General features: G+C 67.4%; 12 protein-coding genes. 5 read left to right on the forward strand and 7 right to left on the reverse strand.

The annotated features are described in order from the left end of the window. Positions 1-21 precede the first annotated feature (21 nt). On the reverse strand, positions 22-843 hold the full coding sequence (locus QCE69_RS02550) for an EAL domain-containing protein (RefSeq protein ID WP_309914123.1): 822 nt from the start codon (positions 841-843) through the stop codon (positions 22-24). 272 nt (positions 844-1,115) lie between these two features. Here QCE69_RS02550 and hmgA point away from each other — a divergent pair, with 272 nt between their 5' ends. From hmgA to QCE69_RS02570, 4 genes are all read left to right on the forward strand, one after another. Further along, on the forward strand, positions 1,116-2,441 hold the full coding sequence (gene hmgA, locus QCE69_RS02555; protein WP_309929314.1) for a homogentisate 1,2-dioxygenase: 1,326 nt from the start codon (positions 1,116-1,118) through the stop codon (positions 2,439-2,441). Continuing rightward, the gene (gene fahA / locus QCE69_RS02560; RefSeq protein ID WP_309929315.1) at positions 2,438-3,724 is read left to right on the forward strand and encodes a fumarylacetoacetase; all 1,287 of its coding nucleotides are present in this window, start codon (positions 2,438-2,440) and stop codon (positions 3,722-3,724) included. Before hmgA ends, fahA begins: the two co-directional genes overlap by 4 nt. 25 nt (positions 3,725-3,749) lie before the next feature. Then, complete coding sequence (locus QCE69_RS02565; RefSeq protein ID WP_309914132.1) at positions 3,750-5,087, forward strand: MFS transporter; 1,338 nt, start codon at positions 3,750-3,752, stop codon at positions 5,085-5,087. 100 nt (positions 5,088-5,187) lie between these two features. Continuing rightward, the gene (locus tag QCE69_RS02570; RefSeq protein ID WP_309914135.1) at positions 5,188-5,469 is read left to right on the forward strand and encodes a hypothetical protein; all 282 of its coding nucleotides are present in this window, start codon (positions 5,188-5,190) and stop codon (positions 5,467-5,469) included. A gap of 31 nt (positions 5,470-5,500) precedes the next feature. On the opposite strand, the gene QCE69_RS02575 is transcribed toward QCE69_RS02570, so the two are convergent. Together QCE69_RS02575 and QCE69_RS02580 are read right to left on the reverse strand one after the other, a co-directional pair. Continuing rightward, on the reverse strand, positions 5,501-6,667 hold the full coding sequence (locus QCE69_RS02575; protein ID WP_309929317.1) for an MFS transporter: 1,167 nt from the start codon (positions 6,665-6,667) through the stop codon (positions 5,501-5,503). Between the two features lie 19 nt (positions 6,668-6,686). Then, the gene (locus QCE69_RS02580) at positions 6,687-7,859 is read right to left on the reverse strand and encodes an MFS transporter (protein ID WP_309914141.1); all 1,173 of its coding nucleotides are present in this window, start codon (positions 7,857-7,859) and stop codon (positions 6,687-6,689) included. A gap of 310 nt (positions 7,860-8,169) precedes the next feature. On the opposite strand from QCE69_RS02580, the gene QCE69_RS02585 reads away from it, so the two are divergent. Then, positions 8,170-8,613 carry a hypothetical protein gene (locus QCE69_RS02585; RefSeq protein WP_309929319.1) on the forward strand — a complete coding sequence of 148 codons (444 nt, stop codon included), beginning with the start codon at positions 8,170-8,172 and terminating at the stop codon, positions 8,611-8,613. On the opposite strand, the gene pdeM is transcribed toward QCE69_RS02585, so the two are convergent. From pdeM to QCE69_RS02605, 4 genes are read right to left on the reverse strand one after another with little or no spacing between them, the layout of a single operon-like run. Beyond that, positions 8,576-9,265: a ligase-associated DNA damage response endonuclease PdeM gene (gene pdeM / locus QCE69_RS02590; protein ID WP_309929321.1), complete on the reverse strand. Its 690-nt coding sequence runs from the start codon at positions 9,263-9,265 to the stop codon at positions 8,576-8,578. The genes QCE69_RS02585 and pdeM overlap by 38 nt on opposite strands. Beyond that, positions 9,266-11,884 carry a ligase-associated DNA damage response DEXH box helicase gene (locus QCE69_RS02595; protein ID WP_309929323.1) on the reverse strand — a complete coding sequence of 873 codons (2,619 nt, stop codon included), beginning with the start codon at positions 11,882-11,884 and terminating at the stop codon, positions 9,266-9,268. Beyond that, the gene (locus QCE69_RS02600; RefSeq protein WP_309929326.1) at positions 11,881-13,548 is read right to left on the reverse strand and encodes an ATP-dependent DNA ligase; all 1,668 of its coding nucleotides are present in this window, start codon (positions 13,546-13,548) and stop codon (positions 11,881-11,883) included. The genes QCE69_RS02595 and QCE69_RS02600 overlap by 4 nt, the downstream gene beginning before the upstream one ends. Then, the gene (locus QCE69_RS02605; RefSeq protein WP_309914155.1) at positions 13,545-14,600 is read right to left on the reverse strand and encodes a ligase-associated DNA damage response exonuclease; all 1,056 of its coding nucleotides are present in this window, start codon (positions 14,598-14,600) and stop codon (positions 13,545-13,547) included. The genes QCE69_RS02600 and QCE69_RS02605 overlap by 4 nt, the downstream gene beginning before the upstream one ends. Between the last annotated feature and the right edge of the window lie 12 nt (positions 14,601-14,612).

A 14,612-nucleotide genomic window follows, 5' to 3' on the forward strand; every position in this document is an offset into this window, starting at 1 on the left:
CCGTGCAGGGCGCGCCGCTTCTTAACGCCCATGCACCGGATGCGCATCGAACACGGGCCCCTGCACGAAATGCACATCGAACTGCTGCAGGGCGTCGAACTGCGCCTCGTCGGCGACGTTCGAGAAAATGAGCGGAATCCGCAGCCGATGCGCATACGCGACGAGATGCTTCACCACTGAATCGCGCAGGGCCGCGCCCGCATCCATCTTGATGAAGTCGAGGCGCGCCATGTCGGACACGGCCATGATCTGCCCGGCATTCGGCAGGTTGCCCGCGACCTTGAAGCCGTAGTGCTGATAGCTCTTGGTGAGATAGCCGAGAAAGGTCTTGTGCGCGACCGCGGCCGCCGGCAGTTCGATCACCACGCGCGACGGGCTCATGCCGAACTCCATCAGCACCGACGAGAAGTGCAGCCCGTGGTCGTACTTCACGCTCTTGAGCAGCCGTTCATGCACGCGCAGGAACAGCAGCCCCGGCCGATGCGGCCCGAAGAAATTGAACGCGTGCAGCGCCCGTGACAGCCGGTCCAGCGTCACCAGCTCCTGATCGTCTTCCAGTTGCCCGAAGGGATCGCGTGGCGCATCGCCGCGGATGAGCGTCAGCGCCTGCACGCCGAGTTCGTCGCCGAAACGCTCGGCGCTCTCCGGCGACGCACTCAGCGTCTGCGGAAAGCTGTGCGTGCCGACATCGAAGATCGGCTCGTACGCGCTCGCAATGCACACGTCCCGATAGTGCGCGAACGCCTCCTCCGTCTTGTCGTCGTCGCCCAGCACGATATGCGCCCCGAGAAAGGGATGTTCCTTGGCGCGGGCAACGAGTTCAGGCAGCGATGGGGAGATCATGAAAGCGGCGTCGGTTTTTATAAGGGCGTGGCTGAAGGCAGATACGCAATAGCTTCGATGGAATGGTCGATGGTATCAGCGCGTCATGCCGCGTCCACCACCAAATTCACATATTGATATGCCGGATGAAGTGCGGTGCCTAGGGTTTACGATCAATTTCACTAAACGTAATTGGTTTTACCATTCGTAAATCGCGTCACGGGCGCGGGCTTTACGCCGTGCCGTTTCGCCCTGCTGTATTCGATCGCGTTCATTCGCCGAGGACTTCGACCATGTCAACGTTCGACACCCACACGGACGCCAGCCGGCACTACCAGTCGGGTTTCGCCAACGATTTCGCCACCGAGGCGCTGCCCGGTGCGCTGCCAATCGGCCGCAATTCGCCGCAGCGCGTGGCCTATGGCCTGTACGCCGAGCAGTTGTCGGGCACCGCGTTCACCGCGCCGCGCGCGCACAACCGCCGGTCGTGGCTGTACCGCATCCGGCCGGCGGCGGTGCACCTGCCTTTCACGCAGATCGGCCGGGGCAGGCTGGTCGCCAATTTCGCCGAGGTGCCGCCGACGCCGCCCAACCAGCTGCGCTGGGATCCGCTGCCGATGCCGTCCGCGCCGACCGATTTCATCGACGGCTGGGTGACGATGGCCGGCAACGGCGCCGCCGAGTCGATGAGCGGTTGCGCCATCCACGTCTACGCGGCCAACCGCCCGATGCAGGACCGCTTCTTCTACAACGCGGACGGCGAGTTGCTGATCGTGCCGCAGCAAGGCCGTCTCGCGATCCGCACGGAACTGGGCAACGTCGATGTCGAGCCGAACGAGATCGCCGTGATTCCGCGTGGCGTGCGCTTCACGGTCGCGCTGCCGGATGGCGAGGCGCGCGGGTACATCTGCGAGAACTTCGGCGCGCTGTTGCAACTGCCGGATCTGGGTCCGATCGGCTCGAACGGTCTCGCGAATCCGCGCGACTTCCTCACGCCGCACGCTGCCTACGAAGACCGCGAAGGACGCTTCGAGCTGGTCACGAAGATGAACGGCGTGCTGTGGCGCGCGGAGATCGGCCATTCGCCGCTGGATGTCGTCGCGTGGCACGGCAACTACGCGCCGTACAAGTACGACCTGCGGCACTTCAACACCATCGGCTCGATCAGCTTCGACCACCCGGATCCGTCCATCTTCCTGGTGCTGCAATCGCCGAGCGATACGCCGGGCGTCGACAGCATCGACTTCGTCATCTTCCCGCCGCGCTGGCTCGCGGCCGAGGATACGTTCCGTCCGCCCTGGTTTCACCGCAACGTGGCGAGCGAGTTCATGGGCCTCGTGCAGGGCGTCTACGACGCGAAGGCCGAAGGCTTCGTGCCGGGCGGCGCGAGCCTGCACAACTGCATGTCGGGACATGGTCCGGACGCCGAGACCTTCGAGAAGGCCTCGCACGGCGACACGACGCAACCGGCCAAGGTCGGCGCAACCATGGCCTTCATGTTCGAGACCCGCACGCTGATCCGGCCGACGCAGTTCGCGCTCGACACCGCGCAGCTGCAGGCCCATTACTACGAGTGCTGGCAAGGCCTCACGAAACATTTCAACCCGGAGCAACGATGAACGACGCGCTGCAAGCCACCCTCGCGCCCTCGCTGAAGAGCTGGATCGAGTCCGCGAACGATCCGGCGAGCGACTTCCCGATCCAGAACCTGCCGTTCGGCATTTTCAGCGACGCCGTGAACACGCAGCCGCGCGCGGGCGTCGCGATCGGCGACTGGATCGTGGATCTCGCCGCGCTGGAGGACGCGCGCCTGCTCGACGCGCACGGCACGCTGCATGCACCGCGCCTGAACGATTTCATCGCGCTGGGCCGCGAGCACTGGCGGGCGGTGCGCATCGCGCTGAGCGGCCTGCTGGCGCACGGCAACGCTACGCTGCGCGACGATCCGGCGCTGCGTCGCCGCGCGCTGGTGCCGCGGGCGGACGCGACGCTGCATCTGCCGGTCGAGATTCCGGGCTACACGGACTTCTATTCGTCGAAGGAGCACGCGACCAACGTCGGCTCGATGTTCCGCGATCCGAAGAACGCGCTGCTGCCGAACTGGTCGGAGCTGCCGGTGGGCTACAACGGACGCGCGTCGTCGGTGATCGTGAGCGGCGCGCCGGTGCGCCGGCCGAACGGCCAGATCAAGCTGCCCGACGCGGAACGGCCCGTGTTCGCCGCGTGCCGCAAGCTCGACTTCGAACTGGAGACGGGCTTCATCATCGGGCGCGGCAATGCGCTGGGCGAACCCATCGCGTGCGAGCAGGCCGAGGCGCACATCTTCGGCATGGTGCTGCTCAACGACTGGAGCGCCCGCGATATCCAGCAATGGGAATACGTGCCGCTCGGACCGTTCAACTCGAAAGGCTTCGCGACCACCATCTCGCCGTGGATCGTCACGCTGGACGCGCTCGAACCGTTCCGCACCGCGACGCCGGCACAGGACCCGCAGCCGCTCGACTACCTGCGCCATGCCGGCGATCACGCCTTCGATATCGACCTGCGCGTGACGCTGCAAGCCGAAGGCGCGAGCGAGGCCACGACGATCTCGCGCACCAACTTCAGGCTGATGTACTGGTCGATGGCGCAGCAGCTCGCGCATCACACGGTGAGCGGCTGCAATACGCGCGTCGGCGACCTGATGGGCTCGGGCACGATCAGCGGCCCGACGCCGGACTCCTGCGGCAGCCTCCTGGAGAGCACGTGGAACGGCCAGCGGCCGCTGCGGCTGGAAGGCGGCGGCGAACGCGCTTTCCTGCAGGACGGCGATGAAGTCGTGATCACCGGCTGGTGTCAGGGCGACGGCTATCGCGTCGGTTTTGGCGAATGCGCTGGCCGGATTCTGGCGGCGCGCGGTTGATATCGGAATGAACAAGGACAAGGACATGAGTGAGACGACCATCGACGTCGAGCGCGCGCTGGGCAGCGCGCACCGGCCCGGTTTCCAGTGGATGCTGCTTGCGCTGTGCGGGCTGTGTCTCGTCATCGACGGCTTCGACGCGCAGGCCATGGGCTATGTCGCGCCCGCCGTCATCGCGGACTGGCATGTATCGAAGGCGGCGCTCGGGCCGGTGTTCAGCGCGAGCCTGTTCGGCATGCTGCTGGGCGCGCTCGGACTCTCGGTGCTGGCGGACCGCATCGGGCGGCGTCCGGTGCTGATCGGCGCGACGCTGTTCTTCGGGCTCTCGATGATCGCCACCGCGTTCACCAACGACCTGACCGTGCTGACCGTGCTGCGCTTCGTCACGGGGCTCGGTCTCGGCTGCATCATGCCCAACGCGATGGCGCTGGTCGGCGAGTTCTCGACGCCCGAACATCGCGTCAAGCGGATGATGCTCGTGTCGTGCGGCTTCACGCTCGGCGCGGCGCTCGGCGGCTTCGTCAGCGCCGCGCTGATTCCGGCGTTCGGCTGGCGCGCGGTGTTCTGGGTCGGCGGCGCAGTGCCGCTGCTGCTCGCGTTCGCGATGATCGCCGCGCTGCCGGAGTCGCTCCAGTTCCTCGTGCTGAAGGGCCGCGAGGCGCGTGCGCGGGACTGGCTCGCCAAGTTCGATCCGACGCTGCGCATCGACGCCTCGACGCGCCTCGTCGTGCGTGAGAAGGCCAGCGGCGGCGCGCCCGTGGCCGAACTGTTCCGCGCTGGCCGCGGACCGGTCACGCTGATCCTGTGGGCCATCAGCTTCATGAATCTGATCGACCTGTACTTTCTGTCGAACTGGCTGCCCACCGTGATGCGCGACGCCGGCTATTCACCCGGCATGGCGGTGCTGGTCGGCACGTTGTTGCAGACCGGCGGCGTGATCGGGACGCTTTCGCTCGGCTGGTTCATCGAACGGCTCGGATTCGTGCGCGTGCTGCTCGCGTGCTTCGCGCTCGGCGCGCTGTGCGTCGGGATGATCGGCGGCGTCGCGCATGTGCAGACCTGGCTGTTCGTGGCGGTGTTCGCGAGCGGGTTTTGCATCGTCGGCGGACAGCCGGCGGTCAATGCGCTCGCCGGCCATTACTATCCGACGGCGCTGCGCTCGACCGGCATCGGCTGGAGTCTGGGTATCGGGCGTGTGGGCTCGGTGATCGGACCGCTCGTCGGCGGCCAGATGATCGCGCTTGGCTGGAGCAACGTCGCGCTGTTCCATGCGGCAGCGCTGCCGGTGTTGTGCTCGGCGGGGCTGGTGATGGTGCTCGCGTTCGTGCGGCGGGAAAAGGGCGGGGCGGTGCAGGCGGTGTGATGATTCACTCCGCCGCGCCGAGTTAGGACGAATCGTATGGTCTCCGCGGTTCGAGTCGCGATAGAAACATGCATCGCAAAATACTCGAACCGGAGACCGAATGAGCGACCTTACTTGTCCGCACTGTCTTTACGGCGTACCCCGCGGAGCCCGCGTCTGTCGGGGCTGTCAGGCCGAGGTGTACTACGGCTTGCCGAAGCAACAGTCCCTGGCGATCTTGTTTGCCGCCGGGGTCACTGTCTTCCTGGGCTGGAAAATCTCGAACAATGCGCCTGCGGCCATGGTCGTAGGCCTGATCGTCGTGATCGCGCTGACGGTGGCAGCCAAGCGGAAATATGCGGATCACGTCGAGTTCAAACGGCCTTATCGAACGCGAAAATAGCGAACGTCGGGTTGTCGGTGTTGAACTGACGTCAACCTGACACGCGTTCCGTCCCGCGCCGCCTTTCCCACCACGCCGCGACCAGGAACGCGCCCGCCGCCGTCGTCAGCACGCCGACCAGCGCATCCGCGCCGACGCGCTGCATCAGCGTTCCCGCGATGATCGGCCCGCCGAAGCTCGCGACGCTCCAGGACGCCCCGACGATCGCCGTCGCGGACACGAGCGACGGTCCGCGAAAGCGCTCGCCGCAGGCCACCAGCGAAAGCGTATAGACACTGCCCGCCGCCGCGCCGGTCACGGACAGCAGCGGCCAGCAGAGCCACGGCGTCGCCACCGCCCACGGCAGCACCGGCAGCAGCGCCACGACGACGCCCCCCGCGCCGGCGTGGACCTTTGCGCGCCCGAAACGGTCGGCGAGCCAGCCGATCGGAAACTGCATGGTCGTGTCGCCCAGCAGGATCGCGGACGCGAACAGCACGCCGAGATCCTGGCTCACGCCGTGCGCCATCGCGAACAGCGGCATCAGGGAGAGCGCGAGCGTATCGAAGAGCGCGAAAAAGCCCGTGCCGATCACGAGCGCCGGCATGCGCGGCAGCACGTCGCGCCAGTCGCCGTGTCCGCTTTCGTCCGGGTCCGGCGCGAGCGCGTGCGGCTGACCGCGGATCGACGCCAGCGCCGGCAGCGCCAGCAGGAAGATCGCGCCGCAGATCGCGAAGCGCCACGCCGGCCAGCCGCCGATCACGCTGACCAGCACCGGGCCCGTCATCTGGAAGAGGGTGAAGTTCGTCGCATAGATCGCGACGACGCGGCCGCGCGTGGCATCGTCGGCGAGTTGCGTGACCCAGGCTTCGCCGATGGTGAACAGCAACATCAGCGCCGCGCCGAACACGAGGCGCAGCGCGGCCCACAGCCACAGGTTCGAGGTGAACTGCATCGCGATGGTGGCGCACGCCGCGAGCAGTACCGTCACGACGATGATCTCGCGCGCGCCGTAACGCGTCGTCACGCGGCCCGCGAACGGCGCGATCAGCAGGCCGCCGCCTGCCTGCATCGCCGTCATCAGGCCGACGACGCCGCTGCCGTGACCCGACTGCGTCATTGCGAGGGCGGTCAGCGGCAGCGTCGCGCCGAGTCCCAGTCCGACGACCGCGACGCTCAGGATCAGCGCAAGAAAATCACGCGAGAGGATGCCCTTCATGCATTGCCGTGGGCGGCGTTCAGGCCGCCTGGCCGATCGCCAGACGGCGGGCGCGCTTGTCGAGCGTCGCCGACACGAGCGTCAGGCCGAACGCGCTCGCCGCCATCAGGATGCCGACCCAGGGCAGCGCGGTGAGCGGCGCGCCCGCGCCGATCACGCAGCCGCCCAGCCACGCGCCGGTCGCGTTGCCGAGGTTGAAGGCGCCCTGGTTCAGGGTCGAGGCGAGATTGGGCGCGTCGCTCGCGCGGTTGACGATGAGGATCTGCAGCGGTGGCACGATCGCGAACGCGAGCACGCCCCAGAAGAAAATCGTCACCATCGCCGGGACGGGCTCGTGCATCGTGCCGGCGAAGATCGTCAGGATCACGACGATGGCCAGCAGGAACGACAGCAGCGAGCGCAGCAGCTTCCAGTCCGCCAGCTTGCCGCCCAGCGTGCTGCCCACCGTGAGGCCGAGGCCGAACAGCAGCAGCACGTAGGTGACCGCATGCGGCGTAAAGCCGGTTACGTCTTCGAGGATCGGCGTGATATACGTGAACACCGAGAAGAGACTGGCCGAGGCGAGCACGCTGATGCCGAGCACCATCAGCACCTGCGGATTCTTGAGCACGTCGAATTCGCGCAGGATGCTGGTTTCGCGCATCTCGATGTGCTTCGGCAGGCAGACGGCGAGGGCGCCGGCCGCCGCAATGCCGATCAGCGTGACGACCCAGAAGGTCGAGCGCCAGCCGGCCGCCTGGCCGAGCGCGGTGCCGAGCGGCACGCCGAGCACGTTGGCGAGCGTGAGCCCGGTGAACATCAGCGCGATGGCCTGGGCACGGCGGTTCGGCGCGACGAGATCGGCGGCGACCACCGAGCCGATGCCGAAGAATGCGCCATGGCAGAACGCGGTGACGATGCGCGCGCCCATCAGCACCCAGTAGTTCGGGGCCAGCGCGCACAGCATGTTGCCGACGATGAACACGCCGATCAGTCCCATCAGCGCTTTCTTGCGCGGCATTTTCGCGGTGACCACGGCGAGGATCGGCGCGCCGATGGTGACGCCGAGCGCGTAGCCGGAGACGAGCATGCCGGCTGCGGGGATCGATACGGCGAGATCGCGTGCGACGTTGGGCAGCAGGCCCATGATGACGAACTCGGTCGTACCGATGCCGAACGCGGCAATGGCGAGAGCGAAAAGAGGCAGGGGCATGGTGGAGACGGAGCGGGGTCACGCCGCGCGCGCATCGTCGGACTGAGCGATGCCGGCGCCGGGGCGGTTTGAAGGCTCGAATTGTACCGAAAGGCTTTTTGCGATGCTGGTATAAACCCTAGGTCGGCTGTCCCGGATGAAGCCTGGCGCCGCATGGAAATTCTTTTGTCGAGCATCCCGGCGCATGAGTCTTGCGAATGTCGCGCCGGCTTGCGTCAGATGTTTCCGGTAACAGTGTCGCTGCCGCGCATTCGTTGCGGATCGCACGACCCGGCCACTGTTGGAAAAACGCAGCAACTACTGAATAACGATGTCACCGACAAAATTCTGTATTGGCGCCGCCGTGGCGGCCACGTTTATGGTCGCCGCACAGGCGTTCGCTCAAAGCAACGCCGCCGGGCCGATCCCCACGCCGGCGGGCACGCTGCATTTCCTGCAGGACGAGTCCGGCATGGCCGCGCTCATCGACACGCAGGTGTTCGACCGCTACGACGCGAAGCGCATCGTCCATTTCGATGACACGCCGGGCGCGGGCGTTACCGTTGCGCGCATGCTGGTGCAGACCGACACCGGACCGATTCTGTACGACCTGCGCCGCAATCCGCCGCTGGTGCAGCGCACCGGCCAGCGCATGACGGTCAAGCGCGTGTTCTGGCAGGGCGAGGAAGTGGTGATGCAGTCGAATCTCGGCTGGTACGGCTTCACGCGCGGCAAGCTCACGCAGCTCCAGTCATCGACGAGGATCTATCACTGACCTGCAGCACCCGCTCGCCGGCGATCACGTAGACCGCTTCGCGGCGTACCTCGTGGTTTACCTCGAAGCCGCCGGTGAACGCGCCGAACGCCGGCAGCACGCCCGCGCGCGCGCCGAACCGGAAGCACGGCAGGCGTGCGCGGTCGAGGCGCGTCGCGAGCCGGTACACCGGATGTTCATGGCCCGCGAGCGCGTACGCGCCGTCCACCGTCTGCGGGTGATGACACAGCGCCCATGGGCCGAGCCGGTACGGTTCCTTCACGAGTTCGACGCGGAACGCCGTGGGCAGCGCACCCGCATGCCGGTCGTGATTGCCTTCGACCAGCACGAGCCGCAAGCCCCGATGTCTCTCCCGCCAGGCGCCGAGCGCCTCGAGCGTTTCCTGCGCGTGCGATTCGCGCGCATGCAGCAGGTCGCCGAGAAACACCACGGATTCCGGCCGATGCGCCGCGACGAGCGCGTCGAGCCGCGCGAGGCTCTCGCCGGTGGTGCCGGCCGGCACCGGAATGCCGCGCGCGCGAAACACGGCGTCCTTGCCGAAATGCGCATCGGCGATGAACAGACTCCCGAGGACGGGATCGAATGCCGCGCGGTCTGCCGAGAGCACAAGCGCGTGGCCGTTCACATCGATGGTCAGTGCCTCAATTGCCATTTACTTGTCCGCTGCCTTCTCCAGATCCGCGAGCATACGCTCCACGCGATCCGACAACTTTTCCGTGCTGACCTTTTCCCGCAGCCGCGCGATGATCAACGGGAAGGCGAACGGCGTCGGCTTCTTCGGATGGGTCAGCGCGAGGCGGCTCTCGCTCATGCGCTGCAGCGCCGCGCGGATGCGTCCGAGTTCGAGTTCCTGCAGCATGACTTCCTGATCCGCCTGCGCGAGCAGCAGATTGCCGCTGTCGTGCTTGCGGAAGACTTCATAGAACAGGCCGCTCGACGCCTGCAACTGACGCGCGCTCTTCTGCTGTCCGGGATGCCCTTGATAAATGAGCCCCGACACCCGCGCGATCTCGCGGAATCGCCGCGACGACAACTCTGATGCGTTGAGGCTGGCGAGAATGTCGTGCTCCAGGTTGTCCGGTGAAAACAGCCCTTCGGCGATGAGCGTCTCCCAGTCGAACGGCCGCGCGGACAGCAACTCGAAGCCATAGTCGTTCATCGAGATGGAGAAGGTGCTCGGCTGGTCGCGCGCGACGCGCCAGCCGATCAGCGATCCCAGGCCAATGTGCGCCATGCGTCCCGCGAACGGATAGCAGAAGAAGTGATGTCCTTCGCGTGAACGCACGCATTCCACCACGAGCACGCCCGGTCCCGGCAGCGCCGACCACTTCGCCTGCAAGTCGAGCAACGGTTCGACGGCGCGCATCTCGGGCTCGTCATGGATGCCGTCGCTGGCGCGGGCGAGCATCACGAGCGCGGCCTCCGCGAGTTCCGACGACAGCGGCATCTTGCTGCCGGCCCATTGCGGCATCGCGCCGCGTGACGAGGTTGCGCGCTTCACGTAAGCGGTCATGTCGCGCACGCGCACGAGTTCGAGCGAGCGTCCGCCGAAGGTGAAGACATCGCCGGGTTTAAGGCGCGAGATGAACGACTCCTCCATCGCGCCGATCCGTCCGCCCGTCATGTACGCCACGTTGATGGTTGCATTCGCAACGATCGTCCCGACGTTGTTGCGATGGCGGCGCACGAGGTCTTCGCGCGGCACGCGATACACGCCGTCATCGCCCTGTGCGACGCGATGAAAATCCGGATACGCGCCGAGCGAAGTGCCGCCGCGCTCGACGAACGCGAGCGCCCAGTCGAACTCGGCCTGCGTGAGATCGCGATACGCGTAGGCGCGGCGCACTTCGTCGTACATCTCGGCCGCCGTGAAGCCGCCGCCGATCGCCACCGTCACGAGATGCTGGACCAGCACGTCGAGTGGCTTGAGCGGCATGTCGCGGCCCTCGATGCGTTTCTCGCCGATCGCCCAGCGCGCCGCCGCGGCCTCGACGAGTTCGAGCGCGTGAGTCGGCACGATGGTCACGCGCGACACGCGTCCGGGCGCGTGGCCCGAGCGCCCGGCGCGCTGCATCAGCCGCGCGACGCCCTTCGGCGAGCCGATCTGGAACACGCGGTCCACCGGCAGGAAGTCGACGCCGAGATCGAGACTCGACGTGCACACCACCGCCTTCAGTTGCCCGTTCTTGAGGCCGAGTTCGACCCAGTCGCGTACTTCCTTGTCGAGCGAGCCGTGATGCAGCGCGAGCAGGCCGGCCCAATCCGGGCGCAATTCCAGCAGCGCGCGATACCAGATTTCCGCCTGCGAGCGTGTGTTGGTGAAGACGAGCGAGCTTTGCGCCTGATCGATCTCGGCGGCCACCGGCCCGACCTGGCGCACGCCGAGATGCCCGCCCCACGGAAAGCGTTCGATGGTGTCGGGAATCAGCGTATCGACGACCAGCGTCTTCGGTTGCGCGCCTTGCACGACGACGCGCGGCGTCCTGACGGGATGCAGCAGCGCATCGTGCGCGAGCGCGAGGTTGCCGAGCGTCGCGGAAAGTCCCCAGATCTGCAGGTCCGGACGCCAGTGCGCGAGGCGCGCGATGGCCAGTTGCGTCTGCGTGCCGCGCTTGTTGCCGAGCAGTTCGTGCCATTCATCGACGACGATCATGCGCAGATGCCTGAGCTCTTCCTGCGCGTTGGCGCGCGTCAGCATCAGCGTGAGGCTCTCGGGCGTGGTCACGAGCGCCGACGGCATGCGGCGGTTCTGGCGCGCACGTTCGGTTGACGTGGTATCGCCGGTGCGCAGGCCGACGCTCCACGGCACCGCCAGCGCCGTGACCGCCGCTTGCAGCGCGCGGGCGCTGTCGGCGGCGAGGGCGCGCATCGGCGTGATCCACAGCACCGTGAGCGGCGCGGGCTGCGGGTTGTGCTGCAGGTTGTGCTGCGGTTTCGGCGCTTTGTCCGCGAAGGCGGCCAGCGCGCCGAGCCACACGGCCCAGGTCTTGCCCGCGCCGGTCGTCGCATGGAGCAGGCCGCTCGCGCCCCGTGCGATCTCGCGCCACGCTTCGCGCTGGAAGGGGAAGGGCTGCCAGCCACGTGCGTCGAACCAGCGCGCGAGTCGGACATCGAAGGGCTGCGCGGCCTCATTCTCGTCGACGGCAAACGGCGCGGGAACGAACAGCTCGGCCGCGGCATCGAGCTTCGCCTGCGCGGCGCGCGTGCGCGGAATCCGGCGCGGCCGGGGCGCGCGGCGGCGGTCCTTGCCGCTTGCATCGGTCTCGCTCATGCCGTGACCTCATTGAGGAAACCCTTGAGCATCTCCAGCGTGTCGGCGTCTTCGATCGCCTTGTCGGTGCGCCAGCGCAGCATGCGCGGAAAGCGCACTGCGATGCCCGACTTGTGGCGCGGGCTCGCCTGGATGCCCTCGAAGCCGATCTCGAAGACCAGGGTGGGCGTGACGCTGCGCACCGGGCCGAATTTCTCGATGGTCGTCCTGCGCACGATGGCATCGACGCGACGCATCTCTTCGTCGGTGAGGCCCGAGTAGGCCTTCGCGAACGGCACGAGCGTGCGCACGCCGCCGGTTTCATCCCAGACGGCGAAGGTGAAATCCGTGTAGAGGCTCGCGCGCCGTCCATGGCCGCGCTGCGCGTAGAGCAGCACCGCATCGATCGAATACGGATCGATCTTCCATTTCCACCACGTTCCCGAAGACTTCGTGCGCCCGACGCCATACATCGATTCGCGCTCCTTCAGCATCAGCCCTTCGACGCCGCGTGCACGGCTCTCGTCGCGCAACGCAGCGAGCGCGCTCCAGTCGGACGCGCTCACCAGCGGCGACACGCGCAGCAGGTCGACCGCTAGCGTACTGGACATCGACTGGGCAAGCGCGTCGAGCCGCGCCCGCCGCGCGTGCAGCGGTTCGGTGCGCAGATCGCGGCCGTCCGCTTCGAGCAGGTCGTAGGCGAGCAGCGCGGCCGGTGAATCCGCGAGCACTTTCTTCGTCAGCGACTTGCGCGCGATGCGCGGCTGCAGGCGCGCGAATGGCAAGGGCGCGGCGGCGCCCGGTTCCCATGCGAGGATTTCGCCGTCGATCACGGTGCCGTCGGGCAGCGCCGCGCCCAGCGACGCGAGTTCCGGGAAGCGGTCCGTGACGAGATCCTCGCCGCGCGACCAGACCCACACACGCCCTCCGCGTTTCACCAGCTGGGCGCGGATGCCGTCCCACTTCCATTCCGCGAGCCAGCCGGAGGGCGGCCCCAGCGTCTCCGGATCGGCCTGCAAGGGATGCGCGAGAAAGAACGGGTAGGGCAGGCCGAGATCGCTTTCATGCGGCGTATCGACGTCGTCGCCCTCGGCGGCGGGCGCGATCAACCGCAAATAGCGCGCGGCGCTCGGCGCCTGGCGCGAATCGGTCCAGCCGACCATGCGCTGCGCGACGCGCTTGTGATCGACACCCGCGACTTGCGCCAGCGCGCGCACGACCAGCTGGCGCGCGACGCCCACCCGAAAACCGCCGCCGATCAGCTTCGTCAGCAGGAAGCGCTCGCTCCAGTCGAGTTCGTCCCAGTAGGCGAGCAGGCGCGCGCGCAGCTCCGCGGGATCCGTGCCGCGCAATGTCAGCACGCGCTCCTCGATCCATTGCGCGAGCCCCAGCGTCGATTCGCCCGTCGCGGGCGGCAGCACATGCGCGATGGTTTCCGCGAGATCGCCCACGGCCTGATACGACTCTTCGAACAGCCAGTCCGGCAGACCCGCGCGCTCGCGGGCGAATTCGGCCAGCAGGCGCGCCGGCACCGACTGGCGCGGCTTGCCTCCCGCGAGGAAATATGCGGCCCATGCCGCATCTTCCGGCTCCGCTGCCGAAAAGTAGGCAATCAGCGCTTCCAGCTTTTCGTTGGTCGAGGTGGTGGCGTCGAGCGCGGTGTAGAGCGTCGCGAAGCGCTTCATGACGCGTCGGCTCCGGCAGGAGCGGGTTCGGGTTGAGCGGTGTCGGCTTCGATGGCGTCGTCGCCGTATTCGGTCGTGAACGCGCCGGCTTCGAGGCCTTGCTCGGTGAGCCAGCGGACCATCGGCTCGATCTGTCCGTGCGTGACGATCACGCGTTCAGCCCGGCTCGCGCCGATCGCGAGTTGCAGGCCCGGCCAGTCGGCGTGATCGGACAGCACGAAGCCGCGGTCCACGCCCTTGCGCCGCCGCGTGCCGCGCAGGCGCATCCAGCCGGACGCGAAGGCGTCGCTGTAGTCGCCGAAGCGGCGCATCCAGGTGCTGCCTTGCGCGGACGGCGGCGCGACGATCAGCGCGCCCTTGAAGGCGGCCTTGTCCTTTGCGGCGATCTCGCTGACCGGGCGCGTCGGCGGCAGCGCCACGCCCGCTTGCGCATAGGCGCGATTGAGCGGCTCGACCGCGCCGTGACAGAAGATCGGGCCGATGGCGGCATCGACGCCGGCCAGCACGCGCTGCGCCTTGCCGAACGAATAGCAGAACAGCACCGACGCGCGTCCCTGCGCCGCGTTGTGGCGCCACCAGGAATCGATGCCGTCGAAGAGCACGCGCGGGTGATCCCAGCGATAGATCGGCAGGCCGAAGGTGGACTCGGTGATGAAGGTGTCGCAGCGGACCGGCTCGAAGGGCGCGCAGGTGGGATCGGGCTCGACCTTGTAATCGCCGGACGCCACCCAGACGCGCCCCTTGTACTCGACGCGCACCTGCGCCGAGCCGAGCACGTGTCCCGCGGGATGCAGCGACACGCGCACGCCGTTCACGTCGATGGCTTCGCCGTACGGCAGTCCTTGCACGTCGATGCCCGGCAGCCGCGACAGCAGCACGCCGACGCCCGGTTCGGCGGCGAGATAGCGGGCGTGCCCGAAACGCGCGTGATCGGCATGAGCATGCGTGATGACAGCCCGTTCGACCGGCCGCCATGGGTCAATATAAAAGTTGCCCGGAGCACAGAAGAGACCTTCGGGCCGCGCGACGATGAGATCGGAAGCGTTATCCACTTGAGCGTCCAC

Origin of the sequence: Caballeronia sp. LZ032 (genome assembly GCF_031451315.1) — a bacterium.
Taxonomy (GTDB): domain Bacteria; phylum Pseudomonadota; class Gammaproteobacteria; order Burkholderiales; family Burkholderiaceae; genus Caballeronia.